Origin of the sequence: Enterobacter mori (assembly GCF_025244905.1) — a bacterium.
GTDB classification, from domain to species: Bacteria; Pseudomonadota; Gammaproteobacteria; order Enterobacterales; family Enterobacteriaceae; genus Enterobacter; species Enterobacter mori_A.
This window is the reverse complement of record NZ_CP104285.1, coordinates 712,335-738,508: the sequence shown is the minus strand read 5'-3', so window position 1 is coordinate 738,508 and position 26,174 is coordinate 712,335. Positions and strand designations below refer to the sequence as shown.

Sequence of the window (26,174 nt, the reverse complement as noted above, 5' to 3'; positions counted from 1 at the left end):
GATTAACGTACCTTCAGCGTTGCCAGGCCAATCAGCACCAGCATCAGCGAAATAATCCAGAAGCGCACAATCACGCGCGGTTCCGGCCAGCCTTTCAGTTCATAGTGGTGGTGAATCGGCGCCATACGGAAGATGCGCTGGCCGCGCAGCTTGAAGGAACCGACCTGCAGAATGACCGACAGGGTTTCAACCACAAACACGCCGCCCATGATCACCAGCAGGAACTCCTGACGCAGCAGCACGGCGATAATGCCCAACGCCCCGCCCAGCGCCAGTGAACCGACGTCGCCCATAAAGACCTGCGCCGGATAGGTGTTGAACCATAAAAAGCCCAGCCCCGCGCCGACAATCGCTGTACAGACAATGACCAGCTCACCCGCGTGGCGCAGGTAAGGGATGTGCAGATAGTTCGCGAAGTTCATGTTACCGGTCGCCCAGGCCACCAGCGCAAAACCACCCGCCACAAAGACGGTAGGCATAATGGCCAGGCCATCCAGACCATCTGTCAGGTTCACCGCGTTCCCGGTGCCGACAATCACAAAGTAGGCCAGCAGGATGTAGAACAGCCCCAACTGCGGCATCACGTCTTTAAAGAACGGCACGACCAGCTCGGTGGCTGGCGTGTCTTTTCCTGCCAGATACAGCGCGAAGGCCACGCCCAGCGCAATCACCGACATCCAGAAATATTTCCAGCGGGCGATCAGGCCCTTGGTGTCTTTACGTACCACTTTGCGATAGTCATCGACAAAACCAATGATCCCGTAACCCACTAAGACCGTCAGTACACACCAGACGTACGGGTTGGACGGATACGCCCACAGCAGCACGGAAACAACGATCGCGGTCAGGATCATGATCCCGCCCATCGTTGGGGTACCGCGCTTGCTGAAGTGAGATTCCGGGCCGTCGTTACGCACAACCTGGCCGAAAGAGAGCTTTTGCAGACGGGCAATCATGCGCGGGCCCATCCACAAAGAGATGAACAGCGCAGTCAGCAGGCTGACAATGGCGCGAAACGTCAGATAGGAAAAGACGTTAAAGCCTGAGTAATATTTGACCAAATGTTCGGCCAGCCAAACTAACATGTCCCGTTCTCCTGTAATGCGTGCACAACCTCTTCCATGGCGGCACTACGTGAACCTTTCACTAACACTGTCACAATTTGTTTTTCTGTAATTAATGCCTTAAGGCGCTCAATCAACGCGGCTTTATCGGCAAAATGCTCGCCAACGCCGCTGGCCTGACTAATCGCCTGGCTCAGTTTTCCTGCGCTCAGCACACAATCAATGCCCGCCGCTTTCGCCGCGTCGCCGACCTGGATATGACAGGCTTCGCTTTCATCGCCCAGCTCGGCCATATCGCCGACCACCATCACGCGGTAGCCCGGCATTTCCGACAACACCTGCACCGCTGCCGTCATCGAGCCAACGTTCGCGTTGTAGGAGTCATCCAGCAGCAGTTTGTTTTCCGAAAGCTGAATCGGGAACAGACGCCCCGGCACGGCTTTCAGATTCGCCAGCCCAGCTTTGATCGCATCATGCGACGCGCCAACCGCCATGGACAACGCCGCCGCCGCAAGCGCATTGGCAATGTTATGACGACCCGGCAGCGGCAGCAGCACATCCACGCCACCCGTTGGAGTGGTGAGGGTGAACTCCGTGCCGTGGGACGTCACATGGATATTGGTCGCGGTAAAATCACTGTTGGCCGCATTCGGCGAGAAGCGCCAGGTTTTACGCGAACCAATGATGCTCTGCCAGTTCAGCCAGTCGTTGTTATCGGCGTTTAGGATGGCGATACCGTCATCCGGCAGTCCGGTGTAAATCTCACCTTTGGCTTTCGCGACGCCTTCCAGCGAGCCAAAGCCTTCCAGATGCGCAGCCGCGAGGTTATTCACCAGCGCCGCCTCCGGGCGAGTCAGGCTCACGGTCCAGGCGATTTCGCCCTGGTGGTTTGCCCCTAACTCGATCACCGCAAATTCATGTTCTTTGGTCAGGCGGAGTAATGTCATCGGCACGCCGATGTCGTTATTTAGGTTGCCCGCGGTATAAAGTGTGTTTCCGCACTGGCCGAGTATCGCCGCCGTCATCTCTTTTACCGACGTTTTTCCGGACGACCCCGTCAGCGCGACAACGCGAGCCGGAACCTGCTGACGGACCCATGCCGCCAGTTCACCAAATGCCAGACGGGTATCGTTCACCACAATCTGTGGCAGATCGATATCCAGCCTGCGGCTGACCAGCAGCGCGCCCGCGCCGTTTTCTTTGGCCTGCTCGGCAAAATCATGCGCGTCAAAACGCTCGCCTTTCAGCGCCACAAACAGACAACCCGCTGTCACCTTGCGGGTATCCGTCGTTACGGCGTCAATCGTCAGATCCTGACCATGCAGTGCGCCCTGCAGGATGGCAGCGGCCTGGCCTAGCGTAAGGCTAATCATGCCACCACTCCCAGCAGACGCGCTGCCGTCACGCGGTCTGAATAGTCCAGACGACGATTGCCGACAATCTGATAATCTTCATGGCCTTTACCGGCCAGCAGAACCACATCGTTTTCCCTGGCCTGCATGATAGCGTTGGTCACCGCTTCCGCGCGGCCTTCCACCACGCGAGCACGCCCCGCATCCAGCATGCCCGCCAGAATGTCGTTAATGATGGCGCGCGGCTCTTCGGTACGCGGGTTGTCATCGGTCACTACCGGAATATCCGCAAACTGCTCGGCAATAGCCCCCATCAGCGGGCGTTTGCCCTTGTCGCGATCGCCACCGCAGCCAAACACGCACCAGAGCTTACCGGCACAGTGCAGGCGAGCCGCTTCCAGCGCTTTTTCCAACGCATCCGGCGTGTGGGCGTAGTCGACCACAACCGTCGGTTTACCCGGCGCGCTGAACACTTCCATACGGCCGCAAACAGGCTGCAGTCGCTCAGCGGTTTTCAGCAGGTCGGCCATTGGATAGCCCAGCGCCAGCAGTGTGGCCAGCGCCAGCAGCAGGTTGCTGACGTTAAACGCGCCCATCAGGCGGCTTTCAATTTCGCCTTCACCCCAGGAAGAGGCAAAGCGGATTGTCGCCCCGCTGTCGTGGTAATTCACCTCAACCGCCTTCAGCCATCGGCCGTGGCAGTTCGGATTGATATGGTCTTCCATCGACACCGCAACCGCATCCGGCAGCTTTGCCAGCCAGCGGCGACCGACTTCATCGTCGGCATTGATGATGGCCTGACCGTGATGGTGAGTGGAATAGAGTAGCCATTTCGCCGCTTCGTAGTGCTCCATATCACCGTGATAATCAAGATGATCGCGGCTCAGGTTGGTAAACACCGAAGCCGCAAATTTCAGCGCGGCCACTCGGTGTTGTACCAGCCCGTGTGAAGAGACTTCCATCGCAGCAAAGGTCGCCCCCTGCCCTGCCAGACCGGCAAGAACATGCTGTACGTCAACCGCCGAGCCGGTGGTATTTTCCGTCGGGCTCACTTTACCCAGCAGACCATTACCCACGGTCCCCATGACGGCACCGGTTTCACCCAGCAGCTGCGCCCACTGCGCCATCAGCTGCGTGGTGGTGGTTTTTCCGTTCGTGCCCGTCACGCCAACCAGACGTAACTGCTCGGAAGGTTCGTGATAGAAACGCCCTGCAAGCGCAGAGAGACGCTCATTTAACTGGCTGAGATAGATAACCGGCACACCGTGCATTTCACGGATTTCACCGTCGGTTGCCTCATCTTTGGCCTCAGCAATAATGGCAGCCACACCTTGCGCAATCGCCTGCGGGATATAACGACGCCCGTCCGCCTGATGACCGACCACCGCCACAAAAAGATCGCCAGAAGCAGCCACGCGGCTGTCCAGTACCATCTCTCGCAGTGCTCGCTCCGGTGCATTTGGCACCCATGGAGCGAGAAGGTCGCGCAAATTACGATCTGCCACCTGTACCCTCGCCTTGATTAATTACAAATTCACTTTTGTCGCCCGTCGCCAGCGCATCCGGTTCAATGTTCATGGTGCGCAATACGCCGCCCATGATGGCCCCGAACACAGGCGCGGAGACGGCACCGCCGTAGTATTTACCCGCCTGTGGGTCGTTAATGACGACCACTAGCGCAAAACGCGGATTGCTTGCAGGCGCAACGCCTGCGGTATAGGCAATGTATTTGTTGATGTAGCGGCCGTCGGGCCCCACTTTTTTCGCTGTCCCGGTTTTAATGGCGATGCGATAGCCTTTAATCGCCGCCTTCACGCCACCGCCGCCGGGCAGCGCCACGCTTTCCATCATATGAACAACAGTACGGACGGTCGATTCCGGGAAGATACGCTCACCGGGAACCGGTGGATCCACTTTGGTAATCGACAGCGGACGATAAACGCCGTAGCTGCCGATCGTTGCATAGACTCGCGCTAACTGTAACGGTGTCACCATTAGCCCGTAGCCGAAAGAGAAGGTGGCCCTCTCTATGTCAGACCACCGTTGTTTTTGAGGATATAAGCCACTGCGTTCTCCGACCAACCCCAAATTGGTCGCCTTTCCAAGCCCAAAACGTGAGTAAGTCTCTACTAACGCTGAGGACGGCATCGCTAACGCCAGCTTTGAAACACCGACGTTACTCGACTTCTGTAACACCCCGGTCAGGGTCAATTCGCTGTAGCGCGCCACGTCTTTGATTTCGTGACCGTTAATTCGATAAGGAATGGTATTCAGTACGGTGTTTTCATTGACGATGCCGCGCTGAAGTGCAGTCATGACCACCATCGGCTTAACGGTCGAACCCGGTTCGAACACGTCGGTGATGGTACGGTTACGCATAACATCCTTCTGCGTACCGGTAAGATTGTTAGGGTTGTAGGACGGGCTATTGGCCATCGCCAGCACTTCACCCGTGCTGACATCAACTAACACGGCACTGCCCGATTCCGCTTTGTTAAAGGCCACGGCATTGTTCAGCTCGCGGTAAACCAGCGCCTGTAGCCGCTCATCGATACTCAGTGCAAGGTTGTGTGCGGCCTGACTGTCCGTTGAGGAGATATCCTCGATCACGCGACCGTAGCGGTCTTTGCGCACAATGCGCTCGCCGGGCTGGCCGGTTAGCCATTTATCAAAGCTTTTTTCAACGCCTTCAATCCCCTGGCTATCAACGTTAGTAAAGCCAATGAGGTGAGCAGTCACTTCGCCGGATGGATAGTACCGGCGGGATTCTTCACGCAGATGGATCCCCGGCAGCTTCAATTTTTTGATGTAATCCGCCATGTCAGGGTTCACCTGACGCGCCAGATAGATAAAACGCCCTCTCGGGTTCGTATTCACACGTGAAGCTAACTGGTCCAGCGGCATTTTCAGCGCGTCCGCAAGGGCCTTCCAGCGGTTATCAAGCGTGATCCCGCCAGCATCATGCAGCTCTTTCGGGTCGGCCCAGATTGCCTTCACCGGCACGCTTACCGCCAGCGGACGACCGGAGCGATCGGTAATCATCCCGCGAGACGTAGACACTTCCTGCACGCGAAGGGAGCGCATATCACCCTGACGCACCAGCATGTCAGGGGCAATGATTTGCAACCACGCCACGCGTCCCAGCAGGAAACCCAGCGCCAGTAAAATGCAGCCGCAAAGCAACGCAAAACGCCAACTGACAAAGTTGGCCTGTTCTTCCTGACGTTTTGGTTTTAGCGTTTTTGCCGCTGCTTTCATGCGTCGCGTTTTCCCTTATTTTTGTACTACGATATTTTCCTGCGATGGATCAACATGCTGCAGCTGCAGCTTTTCCGTTGCGATCCGTTCAACCCGGCTGTGATCGCCGAGCGCGTTTTCTTCAAGGATCAGATTTCGCCATTCAATATCCAGCGCATCGCGTTCCAGGACCAACTGCTCGCGTTGCGCAGTCAATAAACGTGTATGGTGGGCTGTTGTCACCACCGTTACTGCCGTCACAATGATGCAAATGAACAAGCAGAGTGGCAGCTTCCCAAACCGCAAAAGATCGTCGCCGATCACGCCAGGCAAAGCATGGCGCTCGTTGCTTCCTAACGATCCCTTAACTTTGCTTAGGGTCTCTGTCACTCTGCCGATCATGCGTTCGTCCTCTCTGCAACTCGCAGCACTGAACTACGGGCACGTGGATTCTCTGCCACCTCTTCTTCGCCCGGCATCAACTTGCCTAATGCTCGCAACTGACGGCCACCCAGCTTCCTGAGTTGTTCTTCCGTCATCGGCAGCCCCGCTGGAACCTGAGGACCGCGGCTCTGTTCACGCATAAAGCGCTTCACAATGCGGTCTTCCAGCGAATGGAAGCTGATGATGGATAACCGCCCACCCGGGGCCAGCACGTCGAGCGAGTTTTTTAGCGCCAGCTCTATTTCCTCCAGTTCACTGTTTACCCAGATACGAACCGCCTGGAAGGTACGGGTCGCGGGATGTTTGTGCTTATCCTTCACCGGTGTTGCGGCTGCAATCACCTCGGCCAACTCTTTGGTACGCGTCATCGGCTCAATGCGGTTTCGTTCAACGATGGCGCGCGCGATACGTTTACCAAAACGCTCTTCGCCGAAGGTTTTGATGACCCAGGCGATATCCGCTTCGTCAGCTGTTTGTAACCACTCTGCAGCAGACTGGCCGCGCGTCGGATCCATGCGCATGTCCAGTGGACCATCGCGCATGAAGGAGAATCCGCGCTCTGCATCATCAAGCTGAGGTGAAGAGACGCCAAGATCGAGAAGAATTCCGTCGATCTTGCCCGTCAGGCCGCGCTCAGCTACGTAATCCGCCAGCGCAGAAAAAGGTCCATGCACGATGGAAAAGCGTGGGTCATCGATGGTTTGCGCAACGGCAATCGCCTGCGGATCGCGATCGATTGCCAGCAGACGTCCTTCCGCTCCTAGCTGAGAGAGGATCAGACGCGAGTGGCCACCGCGACCAAAAGTGCCATCAATGTAGATGCCGTCTGGACGAATATTCAGACCGTTAACGGCCTCATCCAGCAACACCGTTGTATGTTTATAATTTTCCATCATATTTATAGAGACAAGTCCTGCAGCCGTTCCGATAATGTTGCGGAATCGGACTGCTCAGCGTCGATATCTTCCTTGACCTGTTGATACCAGGTCGTTTCGTCCCACAGCTCAAACTTGTTGAACTGCCCGACCAGCATCACTTCTTTTGTCAGACCCGCATGTTGCCGCAACACAGGCGCAATCAGTAATCGTCCTGCGTTGTCCATCTGACACTCACTGGCATGCCCCAATAACAACCGCTGTACGCGGCGCTCTTGCGGATTCATGCTCGACAGTCGCGACAGCTTTTGCTCAATAATTTCCCATTCGGGTAAAGGGTAAAGCAGCAGGCAGGGGGAGTTGATGTCAATGGTGCAAACCATTTGACCTGAAGCGTTCTCAATCAGCTGGTCGCGGTATCGGGTTGGTACCGATAAGCGCCCTTTGCTGTCGAGATTGACTAACGTTGCTCCACGGAACATGCCAGCCTCACCCCTCCTCACCACTTTAACCCACAAATTCCCACCTAAAGGAGTTTACGGAGCGATGGAAAAGCTTGTCAAGCCAGGACTCTCTCTATACGGACCCGAAAGCCCTCTATTTACAGAGATAAACAGACCTGGTTAATAACTGCACAACTGGCGAGGCAAAATTAACGTTATGAATATTTGTAAGAAAAAAACCGAATATGCACACTAGCGTTAAGGCTCACTCAATATCATCGCAAGAAAATATAAAGTGTCAGTTTGCGACGCGGGCAGCATTTTAAGACATATTGCCAGGGGATAACAGCGCCAGATTCATCGCGGCATCCTGAGCGTTCAACGGCGGGCAGGCTAGCCAGAAGGGAGAGAGAAAAAACGTTTGAATATTCATCACCCGAAGCAGGTTTGTAACAAAACAATACAAAATTAGCCTTTTAAAAACGTATCAGTATTCTTTTAAAGGCAATTTAAACGCTCCGACGAATTAAGAAATATAGCAGACTATGATTCCTAAGGAATTATCCTAATTTTACTGCGGGAATTAAGATAACCATTAATTCTGTAAAATGGGGGCTGTTTTCACGGCCCCAGGAATTGATTAATGACGGCTTAAAATGCCACGACGATAAAGATTACGTTTGATGCGGGTGAGGCCTGGCTTCGGTTTGCGGGGTTCATCCAGGCTCGCCAGGACAATCTCCAGCACGCGTTCGGCCACGTCGCGGTGCCGCTGAGCCACGGCCAGAACCGGGCACTGCAGGAAATCAAGCAGTTCGTTATCACCAAACGTTGCGATGGCCAGATCCGATGGCAACTTCCCGTCACGACGCAGCGTCACATCCATTACCCCCTGCAGCAACGCAAATGAGGTCGTGAACAGCGCCTGAGGCATTGGATGCGTTTCGAGCCATTTTTCGAACAATTGTGCGGCGGCTTCGCGTTCATAGCTGTTTGCATAGAGATAGTGAACCTCACGCGGGTCCTCTTTCCAGGCGGTTCTGAAACCTTGCTCACGCAGGAAGCTCACCGAAAGCTCTGGCAGTGCGCCAAGATAGAGTACAGTTTCGGCCGGGAAGGTTCTTAGCTCGGCCGCCAGCATTTCCGCATCATCCTGATCGGCACCGACGACGCTGGTGAAATGCTCCCGGTCAAGGGCACGGTCGAGTGCAACAATCGGGAATGGATCGTTTGCCCAGCGCTGATAAAAAGGATGCTCTGGGGGTAATGAGGTTGACACGATGATGGCATCCACCTGGCGCTGGAGCAGGTGCTCAATACAACGCATCTCGTTATCGGGCTGGTCTTCAGAACAAGCAATCAGTAATTGATAGCCACGCTGGCGTGCCTGACGTTCGAGATAGTTGGCGATACGGGTATAGCTGGTGTTTTCCAGGTCTGGGATCACCAGACCAATCGAGCGGGTGCGTCCAGCGCGGAGACCGGCTGCGACAGCATTCGGATGGTAGTTATGCTCACGAACCACCGCCATGACTTTTTCAACGGTCTTATCGCTGACACGATACTGCTTTGCCTTACCGTTAATCACATAGCTGGCCGTAGTTCGTGACACGCCGGCTAACCGGGCGATTTCATCCAGTTTCACAATTGCCCCTTAAAAAAAGAAAAGAGTCCATGGCCCTGTCAAGGTTATGGTTAAATCTTTTAACATCTAAACGCAGAAAAGCCTTCGCGGCAACCGCTTTTATCTGCGTTGTCGGCTGATTACACAAAAAAAAAGCCCGGCTTTGGTGACCGGGCAGAAAGAGGCGAACCTTTTTGACAACTAACGCATGATTTTATCGCCGCGCGAAAGGCCAACCACGCCAGAGCGCGCGACTTCTACAATTTTTGCCACATCCCGCACGGAGGCCAGAAAGGCATCCAGCTTATCACTCGTCCCCGCCAGTTGAACCGTATAAATAGATGGCGTGACGTCAATAATCTGCCCACGGAAAATATCCGTGTTACGTTTGACCTCTTCACGTCCGTAGCCGCTGGCCTGAATTTTTACCAGCATCACTTCACGCTCAACATAAGCGCCCTGCCCCAGCTCACTCACGCGCAGCACATCAACCAGCTTGTGCAGCTGTTTCTCGATCTGCTCAAGCACCTTGGCGTCGCCGACGGTCTGGATCGTCATGCGCGACAGCGTGGGATCGTCGGTCGGCGCAACGGTCAAACTTTCGATGTTATAACCACGTTGAGCGAATAACCCGATGACGCGTGACAGTGCGCCAGATTCGTTTTCCAGTAGTACAGATAATATCCGGCGCATATCAGGTTCTCTCCGTTTTACTTAACCACATTTCGTCCATACCACCACCGCGAATATGCATCGGATAAACGTGTTCGGTGCCATCCACGATGACATCCATGAACACGAGGCGGTTGTTTTTCACGTGCTCAAGCGCTTCACCAAGCTTCGTTTCCAGCTCTGCCGGATCGGTCACCCGCATACCAATATGACCATAGGCTTCAGCCAGACGGACAAAGTCCGGAAGAGATTTCATATAGGATTGAGAATGGCGTCCGGAGTAGATCATATCCTGCCACTGCTTCACCATGCCGAGATAACCGTTGTTCAGGTTCAGCACCAGAACCGGCAACTCATATTGCAGCGCAGTAGACAGCTCCTGAATATTCATCTGAATACTGCCATCCCCGGTCACACAGACCACGGTTTCATTTGGCAGCGCCAGCTTCACCCCCAGCGCGGCTGGCAAACCGAAGCCCATCGTGCCTAAGCCCCCTGAATTGATCCAGTGGCGCGGCTTATCAAACGGATAATAGAGGGCAGCAAACATCTGATGCTGGCCGACGTCAGACGTCACATACGCCTCGCCGTGGGTCAGACGCCAGATCGTTTCGATCACCGCCTGCGGCTTAATTTGCTCACTTTGCGTGTCGTACTTCAGGCACTGACGCCCACGCCATTGTTCGATCTGCTGCCACCAGTCGCGGATCTCATCCAGCGGCTGAGAGACCGTTTCCTGCGCCAGCAGATCCAGCATTTGCTCAAGGACCTGACGCGCATCCCCGACGATCGGCACATCTGCCGGGACTGTTTTCGAAATAGAGGTGGGATCGATATCAATGTGCAACACGGTCGCATTCGGGCAGTATTTCGCCAGGTTATTGGTGGTGCGATCGTCAAACCGTACGCCAACAGCAAAGATCACATCCGAGTTATGCATCGTCATGTTGGCTTCATAGGTGCCGTGCATACCCAGCATCCCCAGCGCCTGACGATGCGTTGCCGGGAATGCCCCCAGCCCCATCAGCGACGATGCGACAGGAAGATTCAACTTTTCGATCAGCTCACGCAGCTGCGTTCCACAGGCGGAGTTAACGGCACCACCACCCACATAGACCACCGGTTTTTTCGCTGCCACAAGCGTCTGCAGCGCGCGCTTAATTTGGCCTTTGTGGCCTTGCGTCGTTGGATTGTAGGAGCGCATGCTCACCGATTCCGGCCAGACGTAAGGCAGCTTATTCGCCGGGTTCAGAATATCTTTTGGCAGATCGACCACTACCGGGCCTGGACGCCCGCTTGCTGCCAGCCAGAAGGCTTTTTTCAGCACGCCGGGAATGTCTTCGGTTTGCTTCACCAGGAAGCTGTGCTTCACCACGGGGCGTGAAATCCCCACCATGTCGCATTCCTGAAAAGCATCGTAGCCAATCAAGGAGGTTGCAACCTGACCGGAAAGAATGACCAGTGGTATGGAATCCATATACGCTGTCGCGATACCGGTAATGGCATTCGTCGCACCAGGACCCGACGTGACTAATACCACGCCTACTTCACCCGTCGCACGGGCCAGCCCGTCAGCCATGTGTACCGCCGCCTGCTCATGACGAACCAGAACATGGTCAATGCCGCCTACCGTATGAAGCGCATCATAAATATCGAGGACTGCGCCTCCCGGGTAGCCGAACACTTGCTTCACGCCCTGATCGATCAGCGATCGAACGACCATTTCCGCGCCAGACAACATCTCCATGCTTTGCCTCCAGGCTTTTTGTTATAGACAGAAAGCAGAATTCATTTCCGCCCCGTCTTACGATAGGGATTAACCCATCTTATATAATGCAGAGTGATCGTTACCTTAACCGCTCGTTATAAGGCAGGCAATTGGCAAACAAGGCGGGGGAAATGCCCTCCGAAGCAGAAAAGAGAGCCAGTCAGGAAGGTTATGGTGAATTCATCTGTTGTTAGAGGTCGAGATAATGAATCATCGCTTAAAAGTGAGATGATTCAGGAAATCATCTATTTTTGACGGTATGACAACCGTAAGAAAAAAATCATTCAGAACAAAATACCATTTACGTTAAAAATACCAGGATAAACCGCATGTATTAATGCGATTTATCCTGACGCGCTTATCGACGACAGACGCTGATAAGCAACTCTTCCATCCACTGATGCCCTTTATCCCGACCAGCTGCCTCATGCCATGAGAGATAACAAGTACGGCTATTAAGCTTGAGGGGTAATGGCAAAATTTGCAGATTAAGCTGTGCAGAGAACTCTTCCGCCAGCCAACGCGGGGCAATAGCAACCAGGTGTGTCTGGGAAACGACATTTAATACGCTGACCATTGCCATCCCCTGGTAAGCAACGCTCGCTTGTTTATCCGCGGTGTCATACCACGGCAGACTAAATGAAGCATACCTGTCGAGGGCGACAACGGCATGTTGCTCATTATAAACATCGTTTTCACGCAGCGGAGCATTCATTCTCGGGTGTTTTTTACTGGCGACCAGGACCATTTCATCTTTAAATAGCGGTACGCAGGAAAACTCCGGGCGACGAAACTCTTCGTAACCTAAGACAAACTCCGTTTCCTGATAACGAAGCTGGTGCTCAGTGTTCTGATTTAATGAAGACTTAAAAACCAGATGAATATTTGGCGCAATCGTTTCAACTTTATTATATATAATAGAGGTCAAATAATTGTCGAGTGGACTGCAAACGCATAAATGGAAAACTCGCTCGCTGCTTAAGGGTTCAAAGCCTGAACCAGGCAGTTCATTTTGTACCAGTTGCAGCGCCTGACGAATAGAGCCAAACAGTTGGAATGCGCGAGCAGTGGGCTGAATCCCCCTCCCGTAACGAACAAATAATTCGTCGTTAAACATCAACTTAAGCCTGGCCACCGCATTACTTACCGCGGGTTGAGACATGCCAAGGGATTGAGCTGCTCGCGTGATATTCTGCTCCTGCATTACCGCGTCAAAAACGGTTAACAGATTGAGATCCACAGTGCGTAACTGAGGTTTAACCCCGTCATAAACCTGAGGTTGATTAATATTATTTAATGGCATTTCTGACTCCACTGTCACGCTAAACTCCCTCTGCCAGAGCATTGTAATAAGTTCGAAAAATATGATTTACCATGCATATACGACCAGCGAAAGAGAATTATTTAAAATTCGGAAAATATAAAGACCCACTCATCAATAGAGGGCAGATGCATCTCGTTGACTCAGGGAAAAAAATCAACGTAAATTGATATCGGTAACATTAGGATTGGCATGAAACCATAGTTCAGATGAATAAACAATCACCCCTCAGGTTAATAATAACTTAAGTTTCATTAAACTATTAACACTAACACCGCTGAGTTAGTTAACAAAGTTTTATCAATACGCCCAACGCGTTCGTTTCTGAATCATTCACCACGCGCATAAATTAATGAAATAACACATATTTCAATCCCCGGCGCGATGGCAAACAAAGTATGTTCAATTGATACTAAATATATTGAAATCATTCCGGTGATAAATTTCAAGTCCAAAAATAGACAATTAAAGAGGTCACAAACGAGAAAGCCAGCACAATTAGCTAAATCTAATAATCAGCGAGATCGTGCCAGCAGGTGTAAATTTGCCACCGAGGGTTGACATGAACAGCCGTATCCAGTACCACTAAAAGCATATTGAATTTAACGGAGCACGGTTCATGACACGCACCATTCGTTTCACCGGTCTACTACTACTAAACGCATCCACTGTGCGCGGTAGACTGGCGGGCGAAATTCAGCGTTGAATCGTCACCAGTAAGACTAAAAACCCGCGCCACTGCGCGGGTTTTTTTATGCTCGTAGCAAGGCGCCCTAAGACTGACAAGGACCTAACCCATGAGCCAGCAAGTCATTATTTTCGATACTACTTTACGTGACGGTGAACAGGCATTACAGGCGAGCCTGAGTGTGAAAGAGAAACTGCAGATTGCGCTGGCTCTCGAACGTATGGGTGTCGACGTGATGGAGGTCGGTTTCCCGGTCTCGTCTCCGGGTGATTTCGAATCCGTTCAGACCATTGCGCGCACCATTAAAAACAGCCGCGTATGTGGCCTGGCACGCTGCGTAGAGAAAGATATCGATGTGGCAGCCGAGTCGCTGAAAGTGGCTGAAGCCTTCCGTATCCATACCTTTATTGCGACCTCGCCTATGCACATCGCGACCAAGTTGCGCAGCACGCTGGATGAGGTAATCGAACGCGCGGTCTACATGGTGAAGCGCGCACGCAACTATACCGATGACGTTGAGTTCTCCTGTGAAGATGCTGGCCGTACGCCAATTGAAGACCTGGCGCGCGTCGTCGAAGCCGCCATCAACGCGGGCGCAAAAACCATCAACATCCCGGACACCGTCGGCTACACCATGCCGTTTGAGTTCTCCAACATCATCACCGGCCTGTATGACCGCGTGCCAAATATTGATAAAGCGATTATCTCCGTTCACACCCATGATGATTTGGGCCTGGCCGTGGGGAATGCCATCGCGGCCGTTCACGCCGGTGCGCGTCAGGTAGAAGGCGCGATGAACGGTATCGGTGAACGTGCAGGTAACTGTTCGCTGGAAGAAGTGATCATGGCGATCAAAGTGCGCAAAGACATTATGAACGTGAATACGCGCATTAATCACAACGAAATCTGGCGCACCAGCCAGACCGTCAGCCAGATCTGCAATATGCCGATCCCGGCGAACAAGGCGATTGTTGGGACTGGCGCGTTCGCTCACTCCTCCGGTATTCACCAGGATGGCGTGCTGAAGAACCGTGAAAACTACGAAATCATGACTCCGGAATCCATCGGTCTGAACCAGGTGCAGCTGAACCTGACCTCCCGTTCCGGCCGCGCGGCGGTGAAACACCGTATGGAAGAGATGGGTTATAAGGACAGCGATTACAATATGGATCAGCTGTACGACGCGTTCCTGAAGCTGGCCGACAAAAAAGGTCAGGTGTTCGACTATGACCTGGAAGCGCTGGCCTTTATTAACAAGCAGCAGGAAGAGCCTGAGCACTTCCGTCTGGATTACTTCAACGTGCAGTCCGGCTCCAGCGACATCGCCACCGCCTCGGTCAAACTGGCCTGCGGTGATGAAATTAAAGCAGAGGCCGCTAACGGTAACGGCCCCGTCGATGCCATCTACCAGGCGATTAACCGCGTCACCGAGTACGACGTTGAGCTGGTGAAATATGACCTGACGGCTAAAGGGCACGGTAAAGACGCGCTGGGTCAGGTGGATATCGTGGTGAATTACAACGGTCGGCGCTTCCACGGCGTGGGCCTGGCGACCGATATCGTTGAATCCTCCGCAAAAGCGATGGTGCATGTTCTGAACAACATCTGGCGCGCCGCCGAAGTCGAAAAAGAGTTGCAACGCAAAGCTCAGAATAAAGAGAACAACAAGGAAACCGTGTAATGTCGAAGAATTACCATATTGCTGTGTTACCGGGCGACGGTATTGGTCCGGAAGTGATGGCACAGGCGCTGAAAGTACTGGAAGCCGTTCGCGCGCGTTTTGCGATGAAAATTACCACCAGCCACTACGACGTGGGCGGTATTGCGATTGATAACCACGGTACGCCACTGCCGAAAGCGACCGTGGAAGGCTGCGAAAATGCCGATGCCGTGCTGTTTGGTTCCGTCGGTGGCCCGAAATGGGAACACCTGCCGCCAGCAGAGCAGCCAGAGCGCGGCGCGCTGCTGCCGCTGCGTAAACATTTCAAGCTGTTCAGCAACCTGCGTCCGGCGAAGCTGTATCAGGGTCTGGAAGAGTTCTGCCCGCTGCGCGCGGATATCGCCGCCAACGGTTTCGACATTCTGTGTGTGCGTGAACTGACCGGCGGGATCTATTTCGGTCAGCCGAAAGGACGTGAAGGCAGCGGACAACACGAGAAAGCGTTCGACACCGAGGTGTATCACCGTTTCGAAATCGAACGTATTGCCCATATCGCGTTTGAGTCGGCGCGCAAACGCCGCCATAAAGTGACCTCCATTGATAAGGCCAACGTGCTGCAGTCCTCCATTTTGTGGCGCGAGATCGTCAGCGAAGTCGCTAAGCAGTACCCGGACGTCGCGCTGTCGCACATGTACATCGACAACGCGACCATGCAGCTGATTAAGGATCCGTCCCAGTTTGACGTGCTGCTGTGCTCTAACCTGTTCGGCGATATCCTCTCTGACGAATGCGCAATGATCACCGGCTCCATGGGGATGCTGCCATCCGCAAGCCTGAATGAAGAAGGCTTTGGCCTGTACGAGCCTGCGGGCGGCTCCGCGCCGGATATCGCAGGCAAAAACATTGCCAACCCGATTGCGCAGATCCTCTCCCTGGCCCTGCTGTTGCGCTACAGCCTGGATGCAGGCGATGCAGCAACCGCAATTGAAAACGCCATTAACCGGGCGTTAGAAGAAGGCGTCCGTACCGGTGATTTGGCACGCGGCACGGCAGCAGTCAGTACCGATGAAATGGGCGACATCATTGCCCGCTATGTCGCTGAAGGGGTGTAATCATGGCTAAGACGTTATACGAAAAGTTGTTTGACGCGCACGTTGTCTACGAGGCGCCAAACGAAACCCCGCTGCTGTACATTGACCGCCACCTGGTACACGAAGTGACCTCACCTCAGGCATTTGACGGCCTGCGTGCGCACAAGCGCCCGGTACGTCAGCCGGGTAAAACCTTCGCGACGATGGATCACAACGTTTCCACCCAGACCAAAGACATTAATGCTTCGGGTGAGATGGCGCGTATCCAGATGCAGGAGCTGATTAAGAACTGCAACGAGTTTGGCGTTGAGCTGTACGATCTGAACCACCCGTATCAGGGCATCGTCCACGTGATGGGGCCAGAACAGGGTATCACCCTGCCGGGCATGACGATCGTTTGCGGCGACTCCCATACCGCCACACACGGCGCGTTTGGTGCCCTGGCGTTCGGGATTGGCACTTCCGAAGTGGAACATGTGCTGGCAACGCAGACCCTGAAACAGGGCCGCGCCAAAACCATGAAGATTGAAGTGAAGGGTAAAGCCGCGCCGGGCATTACCGCGAAAGACATCGTGCTGGCCATCATCGGCAAAACCGGCAGCGCAGGCGGCACCGGTCATGTTGTTGAGTTCTGCGGTGAAGCCATCCAGGCGCTGAGCATGGAAGGTCGTATGACCCTGTGCAATATGGCCATTGAGATGGGCGCAAAAGCCGGTCTGGTCGCGCCGGACGATACCACTTTCAACTATGTGAAGGGCCGTCTGCACGCGCCGAAAGGTCAGAATTTTGACGACGCGGTTGCCTACTGGAAAACCCTGAAAACGGACGATGGGGCAACGTTCGATACCGTTGTCACGCTGCAGGCAGAAGAGATTGCGCCTCAGGTGACCTGGGGCACCAACCCGGGCCAGGTGATTTCCGTTAACGACAGCATCCCCGATCCGGCCTCCTTCGCCGATCCGGTCGAGCGCGCCAGCGCGGAAAAAGCATTGGCCTATATGGGGCTGAAGCCCGGCGTTCCGTTGACCGACGTAACCATTGATAAAGTCTTTATCGGTTCCTGCACCAACTCCCGTATTGAAGATTTGCGTGCCGCCGCCGAGATTGCCAAAGGCCGCAAAGTGGCACCGGGCGTACAGGCGCTGGTGGTGCCAGGCTCCGGTCCGGTTAAAGCGCAGGCTGAAGCAGAAGGCCTGGATAAGATCTTCATTGAAGCAGGCTTCGAATGGCGTCTGCCCGGCTGCTCCATGTGTCTGGCGATGAACAACGACCGCCTGAATCCGGGCGAGCGCTGTGCCTCCACCAGCAACCGTAACTTTGAAGGCCGTCAGGGCCGCGGTGGGCGTACCCATCTGGTTAGCCCGGCAATGGCCGCCGCTGCGGCAGTCACCGGCCATTTCGCCGATATTCGCAGCCTGAAATAAGGAGACAATCATGGCAGAGAAATTTACCCAACATACGGGCCGGGTTGTCCCGCTGGACGCCGCTAACGTCGATACTGACGCTATTATTCCGAAACAGTTTTTGCAGAAGGTGACGCGTACCGGTTTTGGAGCACATCTGTTTAACGACTGGCGTTTCCTCGACGATAAGGGCGAAGTACCTAATCCGGAATTCGTACTGAATTTTCCGGAATACAAAGGTGCCTCCATCCTGCTGGCGCGGGAAAACTTTGGCTGCGGCTCATCCCGTGAACACGCGCCGTGGGCGCTCACCGACTACGGGTTTAAGGTGGTTATTGCCCCGAGCTTCGCGGATATCTTTTACGGCAACAGCTTTAACAACCAGCTGCTGCCGGTCACGCTGAGCGATGAACAGGTCGATGAGCTGTTTGCGCTGGTTAAGGCAAATCCAGGCATGTCGTTTGAAGTGGATCTGGAAGCGGAAGTGGTGAAAGCCGGTGATAAGACCTACAGCTTCAGCATTGATGCGTTCCGCCGTCACTGCATGCTGAACGGCCTGGACAGCATTGGCCTGACGCTGCAGCACGAAGACGCCATCTCAGCGTACGAGAAAAAACAGCCTGCGTTTATGGGCTAACGGCAATGGCCCGCAGAAAGCGGGCCATTCATAAGGGTGCGTTGAGGCTCAACCACTCTGGAGTGGCGGGGAAACATCCCCCGCCAATACCGCTAACGTTTTACTTCGTAAGCCAACACTGCCGCCAGCTCTGTTTTCTCCTGTCTGAAATGCAGCTCACACAGCGAGTCGCGCACCATCCAGGTGAAGATCAACAGCGTCGTACAGATCAGAAACAAACCTAACAGCAGAGTACGTTTTGGCATTCCAGCCTCCTTATTGCTTTTCGGCAATGAAGAGACTAACCTCGCAATGTTGGTTGTGAAGTTGGTCTCCCCATCAGTTTTTTGATGTGGGACTCTCCACTGTTTGCCTCTTGCGAAAGCCTGAGGCAAACAGCCTCAAGCACCCGCCACGCACTCTATTCCCCTTCCGGGTACCTGTCAGAAAGTCGTTTCATTTCGTGAAGCTGCCTTCCAGAATCAGACGTCCTTAACCCGGCAGGTCAGCCCAAGCGTAACCACCGAAATCGCGGCAATCATCCAGTAAACTGAGCCATGCCCGTAACTTTGCGCCAGCGCGCCCTGAATCACCCCTGCCAGAATAACGCCCGTTGAAATGCTGTTGGTGAACAGCGTGGTCGCAGAGCCAGCGCGTCCCGGCATTAAATCCTGGAACCAGAGCATGCCGATCCCGGCAACAATCCCGATAAACACGGCGTTAAACAGCTGCAGCGCCAGCAAGGCTTCACGCGAATGGAAGAGGATCAGCCCCGCGTAGAACAGTACCCCGGCCGCCATGGCGACGATCATCATCCTGCGTTTTCCGAAGCGCTTAACGTAGTATCCCGCCAGAATCATTGCCGGAATTTCCAGCCCGGCGGCAGTTCCCATTAAGATCCCCGCAAGCTTGTCCGGCAGACCCAGATCGCTGCTGATCCACAGAGGCATATCGATGATATACATGGTGTTGCAGGTCCACATCAGCGTGGAGGCAATAAACAGCATGCGGACGTTTTTATCCTGCCAGCCGCTCACCTGGGTGACAGGTTTATCCGTTGTCTGTTCGACACGCGCCACAGACGGCAGCGCTAAGGCAATCAATGCCAGACTGATGACAAAAATCCCGGCGGCGATGGAGAACATAGTGGTGAAGCCGTAGTTCAATGCCAGCATGAAGGCCAGCGGCGGTCCAATGACCCACGCCAGCGAGAGCTGTGCGCGCATCACGGAGCTAAACATCACCACTTCCCGCGCCGAGCTATCGGCGTATTCGCGAGCCAGCGCGAACAGCTGCGGCATGGCGGTATTCGCGAGAGAGGCCAGCAGCACGCCACAGGTAATGAGGGTCAAATAATGACGGTTAAAGGCAAACAGCAGCGCATTGCCTACGGCCATCGCACAGCAAAAGAGGATCAGCCTGCGCCTGTCACCCTGACTGTCGGATCGTTTTGCCAGCCACAGGCTGACCAGGATCCCGGCAATCGCGTTGACGGTATAAAACAGCCCCACCCAGAACGGCTGCGCCCCCACCTCGCGGCTGAGAAACAGGCTCAGCGTCGGTGCCTGAAGCGCCCCCGCCACGCCCATCATAAAGACGACCAGCATAAAAGCGGCATACACGCCGTTCAGGCGTCGCCCCATCGTCATCAACCACAGCATGCGCAAGTCCTTGTGAAAGCGAATCGAAATTGGGTGAAATAGTAAACGAAAAAAGCCAGCAAAAACATTTTGCTGGCGGGTGATTAGCACCAATACTCAGTCACACATGATCGAGGCGAGTTAGCGGGAAGAGGTCGGTTTCGTAACGTCCCACTGCATCAGTTCTTCTAACATTTTCAGCCGTTGCTCTGCACACTGGCGGGTCAGCCAGGACGATCCTTTTGTCGCTGAAAAGTACTGCTGATAAAACTGACGTGCGGTAGACCTCTTCATAATTTACCTCCTCGCTTCATCGGGAAGTATTATTGGCCTAATATAGGGATAAATAAATTGCTGGTTTTTTGTCAGGAGTTCCCCTTTTATGCCTTCCGGTCGTCTGCAACAACAATTTATCCGCCTCTGGCAGTGCTGCGAGGGGCAATCGCAGGAGACCACGCTTAACGAGCTGGCTGACCTGCTTAGCTGTTCCCGCCGCCATATGCGCACGCTGCTCAACACCATGCAGCAACAGGGCTGGTTAAGCTGGGAAGCGGAGGCGGGGCGCGGCAAACGCTCGCGTCTGACCTTTCTCTATACCGGGCTGGCGTTGCAGCAGCAGCGGGCGGAAGATCTTCTTGAGCAGGACCGCATCGATCAGCTGGTACAGCTGGTGGGCAACAAGGCCGCCGTGCGCCAGATGCTGGTTTCCCATCTCGGACGCAGTTTTCGTCAGGGCCGCCATATTCTGCGAGTGCTTTACTACCGTCCGATGAAAAATCTGTTGCCCGGTACGGCGTTACGGCGGTCTGAAACCCACATGGCCCGACAAATCTTCAGCGGGCTGACGCGCATAAATGAGGAAAATGGGGAACTGGAGGCGGATATCGCGCACCACTGGCAGCAACTCTCTTCACTCCACTGGCGCTTCTTTTTACGCCCCGGCATCCACTTTCACCACGGTCGCGAGCTGGAAATGCACGACGTCATCGCCTCTCTGGAACGCGCCTGCAGACTACCGCTTTATTCGCACATTTCCCGCATCCATTCCCCAACGGCATGGACGCTGGATATTGAGCTATCGCAGCAGGACAAATGGCTTCCCTGGCTGCTGGGCTATGTGCCGTCGATGATTTTGCCCGGCGAGTGGGAATCGATGAACAATTTTGCCAGCCTGCCGATTGGCACAGGGCCCTACTCCGTATCCCGCAATAACAGCAACCAGCTGAAAATCCGCGCGTTCGATGACTACTTTGGCTATCGGGCGCTGATTGACGAAGTGAACGTGTGGGTATTACCGGATCTCAATGAAGATCTCAGCTGCGGGCTGACGCTTGAAGGCCCCACCACGGGAGAAAAAGCCGTGGAGAGTCGCCTTGAGGAGGGCTGTTACTATCTCCTCTTTGACCGCCGCACCCACCGTGGGGCAAACCAGGCCGTCCGCGAGTGGATCAGCCACGTTTTGTCCCCTTCCAATCTGATCTACCATGCGGAAGAGCAGTACCAGACATACTGGTTTCCGGCGTACGGCCTGCTTCCGCGCTGGCACCACGCCCGCCCGGTGCACTGCGACAAACCCGCAGGGCTGGAGTCCATCACCCTGACCTACTACCGCGAACACGTTGAGCATCGTTTTATTGCCAGAATCATGACCCGGCTGCTGGCAGCCGAGGGGGTCACGTTAGACGTCAGGGAAGTGGACTATGACGAATGGCATCAGGGGGAGATCGCCAGTGATATCTGGCTTAACAGCGCCAACTTTACCCTGCCGCTCGATTTCTCTCTCTTCTCGCACCTGTATGAAGTCCCGCTGATCCAGCACTGCATCGACCGTGACTGGCAGGCGGATGCCGCCCAATGGCGTGCGGGAGAAATGAATCTTGCTGCGTGGTGCCAGCAGCTGCTGGCCGAACAGGCGATCGTACCGTTGATTCACCACTGGCTGATGATCCAGGGCCAGCGCAGTATGCGCGGCCTGCGGATGAACACTCTGGGCTGGTTTGATTTTAAATCCGCTTGGTTTGCGCCGCCGGAGCCATAACGCTTTCGTAATATTCACCAAATCATTACAATAGCGCCGTTCTCAACGGGGTGCTGCATCACAGATGTGCGCTGAGATAATACCCGTCGAACCTGATCCGGATAACGCCGGCGAAGGGATTTGAGGCTGTCGCTCAAAATCCTTTGCCACTCAACTTTGAGGTGCAAAGTGTTAAAAAACGTTCTTCCTCTGCTGGCGCTGTTTGCGCTGCCTGCTTTTGCCAAACCCGTCCTGACGGTCTACACCTATGACTCCTTCTCTGCCGACTGGGGCCCTGGCCCGGTAGTCAAAAAAGCCTTTGAAGCTGACTGTGACTGCGAGCTGAAGTTCGTCGCGCTGGAAGATGGCGTGTCGCTGCTCAACCGCCTGCGCATGGAAGGGAAAAACAGCAAGGCTGATGTAGTGCTCGGGCTGGATAACAACCTGCTGGAAGCCGCCTCGCAAACCAAACTGTTTGCCAAAAGCGGCGTGGCGGCAGATGCCGTTAACTTGCCGGGCGGCTGGAAAAACGACACCTTTGTGCCGTTCGACTACGGCTACTTTGCTTTCGTCTATGACAAGAACAAGCTGAAAAACCCGCCGAAGAGCCTGAAAGAGCTGGTCGAAAGTGACCAGAAGTGGCGCGTGATTTATGAAGACCCGCGTACCAGTACGCCGGGGCTGGGCCTGCTGCTGTGGATGCAAAAGGTCTATGGGGATAAAGCACCGGAAGCGTGGCAAAAACTGGCCGCCAAAACCGTCACCGTGACCAAAGGCTGGAGCGAAGCCTATGGCCTGTTCCTGAAAGGTGAAAGCGACCTGGTGCTGAGCTACACCACCTCTCCGGCCTACCACATCATCGCCGAGAAGAAAGACAACTACGCTGCGGCGAATTTTGCTGAAGGTCACTACCTGCAGGTGGAAGTGGCAGCGCGTACCGCCGCCAGCAAACAGCCGGAACTAGCCGAGAAGTTCCTGAAATTTATGGTTTCACCGGCGTTTCAGAACGCCATTCCAGCGGGCAACTGGATGTATCCGGTCACTAACGTTGCGCTGCCAGCAGGTTTCGAGCAGTTGACCAAACCAACAACCTCGCTGGAGTTTACACCGCAGCAGGTCGCCGCGCAGCGTGCTGCATGGGTAAGTGAATGGCAACGCGCCGTCAGCCGTTGATTCCCGGCTGGTTAATCCCCGGTCTGCTCGCCGCCCTGCTGATGGTGGCGGTCAGCCTGGGGGCATTCCTTGCACTGTGGTTTAACGCGCCGGAGAGTGACCTGTTTGCCCTCTGGCACGACAGCTACCTCTGGCACGTGATCCGGTTCTCCTTCTGGCAGGCGTTTCTCTCTGCCCTGCTCTCGGCGATCCCGGCCATTTTTCTGGCGCGAGCACTGTATCGGCGGCGTTTTCCCGGCAGGCAGGCGCTGCTGCGCCTGTGCGCCATGACGCTGATCCTGCCCGTGCTGGTGGCGGTATTTGGTATTCTGAGCGTTTACGGTCGCCAGGGCTGGCTGGCGTCGCTGTTCGCCCAGCTTGGTCTGGAATGGACCTTCTCTCCTTACGGCCTGCAGGGCATTCTGCTGGCGCACGTGTTTTTCAATATGCCGATGGCAACGCGCCTCTTTTTGCAGGCGCTGGAAAACATTCCCGGCGAACAACGCCAGATTGCCGCTCAGCTTGGCATGCGCGGCTGGTCATTCTTCCGCTTTGTCGAATGGCCGTGGCTGCGCCGCCAGATCCCACCCGTGGCGGCATTAATCTTCATGCTCTGCTTCGCCAGCTTTGCCACCGTGCTGTCACTCGGCGGCGGGCCGCAGGCCACCACCATCGAGCTGGCGATTTACCAGGCGCTGAGTTACGACTACGATCCCGGTCGCGCCGCGCTGCTGGCGATAGTCCAGATGACGTGCTGTCTGGTACTGGTGCTGTTGAGCCAGCGGCTGAGTAAAGCCCTTCCTCCCGGCAGTAATCAGATAGCCGGCTGGCGCGATCCGCAGGACAGCCTGCACAGCCGCGTCGCCGATGTCATCCTTATCGCGCTGGCGCTTCTGCTACTGCTGCCGCCGCTGATGGCCGTTATCGTTGACGGGCTTAACCTTAATCTCATGTCCGTCCTGCAACAGCCCGTCCTCTGGCAAGCTACCTGGACCTCGCTGCGTATCGCGCTGGGGGCAGGTTTACTGTGCGTCCTCCTGACCATGATGCTGCTGTGGAGCAGCCGTGAACTCTACGCTCGCCAGGCGGAAAAAGCCGGGCAAATGCTGGAGCTGACGGGCATGTTGATTCTGGCGATGCCGGGCATCGTGCTGGCGACGGGCTTCTTTTTATTGTTCAACAGCACCATCGGTCTGCCGGAAAGCGCCGACGGCATTGTGATTTTCACCAACGCACTGATGGCTATCCCTTACGCGCTCAAGGTGCTGGAAAATCCGATGCGCGACGTGAACAGCCGCTACAGTTTGCTGTGTCAGTCGCTGGGTATGCAGGGCTGGCAGCGGCTGAAAGTGGTGGAACTCCGCGCCCTGAAACGTCCGCTCGCCCAGGCGCTGGCCTTTGCCTGCGTGTTGTCGATTGGCGATTTTGGCGTGGTGGCACTCTTCGGTAATGAAGACTTCCGCACCCTGCCGTTCTGGCTTTACCAGCAAATTGGCTCCTACCGCAGCCAGGATGGTGCCGTCACTGCACTCTTACTGCTGCTGCTGTGCTTTGCGTTATTCACCGTTATCGAAAAACTTCCGGGGCGTGATGTTAGAACTGACTGATGTAACCTGGCTTTACCAGCATTTGCCGATGCGCTTCACGCTCTCCGTGCGTCAGGGGGAGATGATTGCCGTGCTTGGCCCAAGCGGCGCGGGGAAAAGTACGCTGCTTAATTTGATTGCCGGTTTTCTGCAACCGGCGAGCGGATCGATCGTGATTGAAAACCAGGACCATACCCGAACTCCGCCGGCAAAGCGTCCGGTCTCGATGCTGTTTCAGGAAAACAACCTCTTTAACCATCTGACGGTGCGACAAAACATCGCGCTGGGAATGCATCCGGGACTCAAGCTGAACGACGCCCAGCGCCAAAAGCTGGAGAGTATTGCCGCGCAAATGGGGATCACCGAGTTCATCGACAGGCTGCCGGGTGAGCTTTCCGGCGGTCAGCGTCAGCGCGTGGCGCTGGCACGCTGTCTGGTGCGCGCGCAGCCGGTGCTGTTGCTGGATGAACCCTTTTCTGCGCTCGATCCCGCGCTACGTCAGGAGATGCTCGCCCTGGTGCAGGACGTCTGCAAGCGCCAGCAGCTGACGATGCTGATGGTGTCGCACAGTATTGAGGATGCCGCGCGGATTGCGCCGAGATCGGTGGTGATTGCCGAAGGGCGTATTTTGTGGGATGGAAAAACAGAAGAACTGCTGAGTGGTAGGGCGGGGGCGTCTTCACTTTTAGGTATTCGTGAGGTCTGATGCCCTCTCCCACAGGAGAGGGAGAACACCTTAACGGCTCACCACTTTTAATAAAATCTCACCGTACACCGGCATCAGCGGATGGCGAATCAGCGCCACCAGCGCCACGACAGCCACACCCAGCGTTAACGGAGCCAGCCAGAGCAGGCGCGTACGCGGAAGATAGCGCGTCAGGCGATCGACATTTGCCTTCGCACTGCGCCATAGCCGCCAGCAGAGCCAGACCGCCAGCCATAGCAGTACCGCCGTGCCTAGCAGCAGCCACTTAAATTCGCCGCTTTGCATTCCGTCAGGAATATCAATTGCCGCTCCGGCCAGGATGCCGGGCAGGAAGTAAAACGGCGGCCAGAAGACGCAGCCGATAATGTTCGGCACCACGAATTTCGCAACGGGCAGATCCAGCATCCCCGCCACCATCGGCACCAGCGGACGCGTTGGCCCGACAAAGCGGCCGACGAGGATGGTAAACATACTGTGCTGGTGCAGCGCATGCTCGGTCTTATCCAGCAGGGCCTTGTTCTTTTTCATGAACGACCAGCGGTGCAGCGGCTTCTTAAAGCGCCAGCCGAGCCAGAAGGAGATCCAGTCCCCGAGTAAACAGCCGATAATCCCGGCCATCCACGCCTGCCAGAAATTAACCTCACCGCTGCCGATAAGTGCGCCAAGCCCTGCCATCATCACGGTGCCGGGCAGGATCAGCCCAACCAGCGCCAGCGATTCCAGAAACGCCACCAGCGCTACGGCGATGAGCGAGTACATGACGGACTGGGTAATAAAGTGTTCCAGCAATGCCTGCATAACTATTCCGGTCAGAA

General features: G+C 55.1%; 24 protein-coding genes and 1 riboswitch. Of the genes, 9 read left to right on the top strand and 15 right to left on the bottom strand.

What is annotated here, in order from left to right; genetic code table 11:
• Positions 1 to 2: 2 nt before the first annotated feature.
• The 11 genes from mraY to leuO form a co-directional block, all read right to left on the bottom strand.
• Positions 3 to 1,085 carry a phospho-N-acetylmuramoyl-pentapeptide-transferase gene (gene mraY / locus N2K86_RS03505; RefSeq protein WP_003856353.1) on the bottom strand — a complete coding sequence of 361 codons (1,083 nt, stop codon included), beginning with the start codon at positions 1,083 to 1,085 and terminating at the stop codon, positions 3 to 5.
• The gene (murF, locus tag N2K86_RS03500; RefSeq protein WP_260660484.1) at positions 1,079 to 2,437 is read right to left on the bottom strand and encodes a UDP-N-acetylmuramoyl-tripeptide--D-alanyl-D-alanine ligase; all 1,359 of its coding nucleotides are present in this window, start codon (positions 2,435 to 2,437) and stop codon (positions 1,079 to 1,081) included. Before murF ends, mraY begins: the two co-directional genes overlap by 7 nt.
• Entirely contained in the window at positions 2,434 to 3,921 is a 1,488-nt protein-coding gene (murE, locus tag N2K86_RS03495; protein WP_260660483.1) for a UDP-N-acetylmuramoyl-L-alanyl-D-glutamate--2,6-diaminopimelate ligase, read from the bottom strand. The genes murF and murE overlap by 4 nt, the downstream gene beginning before the upstream one ends.
• Positions 3,908 to 5,674, bottom strand: coding sequence for a peptidoglycan glycosyltransferase FtsI (locus N2K86_RS03490; protein WP_010426990.1), 1,767 nt, complete (start codon positions 5,672 to 5,674; stop codon positions 3,908 to 3,910). Before N2K86_RS03490 ends, murE begins: the two co-directional genes overlap by 14 nt.
• A gap of 15 nt (positions 5,675 to 5,689) precedes the next feature.
• The gene (gene ftsL / locus N2K86_RS03485) at positions 5,690 to 6,055 is read right to left on the bottom strand and encodes a cell division protein FtsL (RefSeq protein ID WP_006173860.1); all 366 of its coding nucleotides are present in this window, start codon (positions 6,053 to 6,055) and stop codon (positions 5,690 to 5,692) included.
• Positions 6,052 to 6,993, bottom strand: a complete 942-nt coding sequence (gene rsmH / locus N2K86_RS03480) for a 16S rRNA (cytosine(1402)-N(4))-methyltransferase RsmH (RefSeq protein WP_010426994.1) — start codon at positions 6,991 to 6,993, stop codon at positions 6,052 to 6,054. Before rsmH ends, ftsL begins: the two co-directional genes overlap by 4 nt.
• Positions 6,994 to 6,995: 2 nt before the next feature.
• On the bottom strand, positions 6,996 to 7,454 hold the full coding sequence (gene mraZ, locus N2K86_RS03475; RefSeq protein ID WP_010426995.1) for a division/cell wall cluster transcriptional repressor MraZ: 459 nt from the start codon (positions 7,452 to 7,454) through the stop codon (positions 6,996 to 6,998).
• Between the two features lie 601 nt (positions 7,455 to 8,055).
• Complete coding sequence (gene cra / locus N2K86_RS03470; protein WP_010426996.1) at positions 8,056 to 9,060, bottom strand: catabolite repressor/activator; 1,005 nt, start codon at positions 9,058 to 9,060, stop codon at positions 8,056 to 8,058.
• A 180-nt stretch (positions 9,061 to 9,240) separates the two neighbouring features.
• On the bottom strand, positions 9,241 to 9,732 hold the full coding sequence (gene ilvN, locus N2K86_RS03465; protein WP_003856371.1) for an acetolactate synthase small subunit: 492 nt from the start codon (positions 9,730 to 9,732) through the stop codon (positions 9,241 to 9,243).
• Position 9,733: 1 nt separating this feature from the next.
• Complete coding sequence (ilvI, locus tag N2K86_RS03460; protein ID WP_260660481.1) at positions 9,734 to 11,458, bottom strand: acetolactate synthase 3 large subunit; 1,725 nt, start codon at positions 11,456 to 11,458, stop codon at positions 9,734 to 9,736.
• A 379-nt stretch (positions 11,459 to 11,837) separates the two neighbouring features.
• A complete protein-coding gene (gene leuO / locus N2K86_RS03455) occupies positions 11,838 to 12,782 on the bottom strand; it encodes a transcriptional regulator LeuO (RefSeq protein ID WP_260660480.1) in 945 nt (314 codons plus the stop codon).
• 637 nt (positions 12,783 to 13,419) lie between these two features.
• Here leuO and leuL point away from each other — a divergent pair.
• From leuL to leuD, 5 genes are all read left to right on the top strand, one after another.
• A complete protein-coding gene (leuL, locus tag N2K86_RS22620; protein ID WP_071786497.1) occupies positions 13,420 to 13,506 on the top strand; it encodes a leu operon leader peptide in 87 nt (28 codons plus the stop codon).
• 91 nt (positions 13,507 to 13,597) lie between these two features.
• A complete protein-coding gene (gene leuA, locus N2K86_RS03450) occupies positions 13,598 to 15,169 on the top strand; it encodes a 2-isopropylmalate synthase (protein WP_260660479.1) in 1,572 nt (523 codons plus the stop codon).
• Positions 15,169 to 16,260, top strand: coding sequence for a 3-isopropylmalate dehydrogenase (leuB, locus tag N2K86_RS03445; RefSeq protein WP_023310385.1), 1,092 nt, complete (start codon positions 15,169 to 15,171; stop codon positions 16,258 to 16,260). Before leuA ends, leuB begins: the two co-directional genes overlap by 1 nt.
• A 2-nt stretch (positions 16,261 to 16,262) precedes the next feature.
• The gene (gene leuC / locus N2K86_RS03440; RefSeq protein ID WP_260660478.1) at positions 16,263 to 17,663 is read left to right on the top strand and encodes a 3-isopropylmalate dehydratase large subunit; all 1,401 of its coding nucleotides are present in this window, start codon (positions 16,263 to 16,265) and stop codon (positions 17,661 to 17,663) included.
• A 10-nt stretch (positions 17,664 to 17,673) separates the two neighbouring features.
• Positions 17,674 to 18,279: a 3-isopropylmalate dehydratase small subunit gene (gene leuD / locus N2K86_RS03435; protein ID WP_023616037.1), complete on the top strand. Its 606-nt coding sequence runs from the start codon at positions 17,674 to 17,676 to the stop codon at positions 18,277 to 18,279.
• Between the two features lie 92 nt (positions 18,280 to 18,371).
• Here leuD and N2K86_RS03430 read toward each other — a convergent pair whose 3' ends face one another.
• The 3 genes from N2K86_RS03430 to sgrT all read right to left on the bottom strand — a co-directional run bounded on the left by N2K86_RS03430 (position 18,372) and on the right by sgrT (position 20,192).
• Positions 18,372 to 18,524: a Hok/Gef family protein gene (locus N2K86_RS03430; protein WP_260660477.1), complete on the bottom strand. Its 153-nt coding sequence runs from the start codon at positions 18,522 to 18,524 to the stop codon at positions 18,372 to 18,374.
• Positions 18,525 to 18,740: 216 nt separating this feature from the next.
• Complete coding sequence (locus N2K86_RS03425; RefSeq protein ID WP_260660476.1) at positions 18,741 to 19,919, bottom strand: sugar efflux transporter; 1,179 nt, start codon at positions 19,917 to 19,919, stop codon at positions 18,741 to 18,743.
• 120 nt (positions 19,920 to 20,039) lie between these two features.
• On the bottom strand, positions 20,040 to 20,192 hold the full coding sequence (gene sgrT / locus N2K86_RS03420) for a glucose uptake inhibitor SgrT (RefSeq protein ID WP_260660475.1): 153 nt from the start codon (positions 20,190 to 20,192) through the stop codon (positions 20,040 to 20,042).
• An 88-nt stretch (positions 20,193 to 20,280) separates the two neighbouring features.
• Between sgrT and sgrR the strand changes: the two genes are divergently transcribed.
• The 4 genes from sgrR (at position 20,281) to thiQ (ending at position 25,359) form a co-directional block, all read left to right on the top strand.
• A complete protein-coding gene (gene sgrR / locus N2K86_RS03415) occupies positions 20,281 to 21,936 on the top strand; it encodes an HTH-type transcriptional regulator SgrR (RefSeq protein ID WP_260660474.1) in 1,656 nt (551 codons plus the stop codon).
• A gap of 36 nt (positions 21,937 to 21,972) precedes the next feature.
• A riboswitch (TPP riboswitch) is annotated at positions 21,973 to 22,073 on the top strand.
• Positions 22,074 to 22,104: 31 nt separating this feature from the next.
• The gene (gene thiB, locus N2K86_RS03410) at positions 22,105 to 23,088 is read left to right on the top strand and encodes a thiamine ABC transporter substrate binding subunit (protein ID WP_260660473.1); all 984 of its coding nucleotides are present in this window, start codon (positions 22,105 to 22,107) and stop codon (positions 23,086 to 23,088) included.
• Positions 23,064 to 24,674: a thiamine/thiamine pyrophosphate ABC transporter permease ThiP gene (gene thiP / locus N2K86_RS03405; RefSeq protein WP_260660472.1), complete on the top strand. Its 1,611-nt coding sequence runs from the start codon at positions 23,064 to 23,066 to the stop codon at positions 24,672 to 24,674. Before thiB ends, thiP begins: the two co-directional genes overlap by 25 nt.
• Positions 24,658 to 25,359, top strand: coding sequence for a thiamine ABC transporter ATP-binding protein ThiQ (gene thiQ, locus N2K86_RS03400; protein WP_260660471.1), 702 nt, complete (start codon positions 24,658 to 24,660; stop codon positions 25,357 to 25,359). Before thiP ends, thiQ begins: the two co-directional genes overlap by 17 nt.
• A gap of 30 nt (positions 25,360 to 25,389) precedes the next feature.
• Here the strand turns inward: thiQ and N2K86_RS03395 are convergent, their stop codons facing one another.
• Positions 25,390 to 26,157, bottom strand: a complete 768-nt coding sequence (locus N2K86_RS03395; protein WP_260660470.1) for a DedA family protein — start codon at positions 26,155 to 26,157, stop codon at positions 25,390 to 25,392.
• Between the last annotated feature and the right edge of the window lie 17 nt (positions 26,158 to 26,174).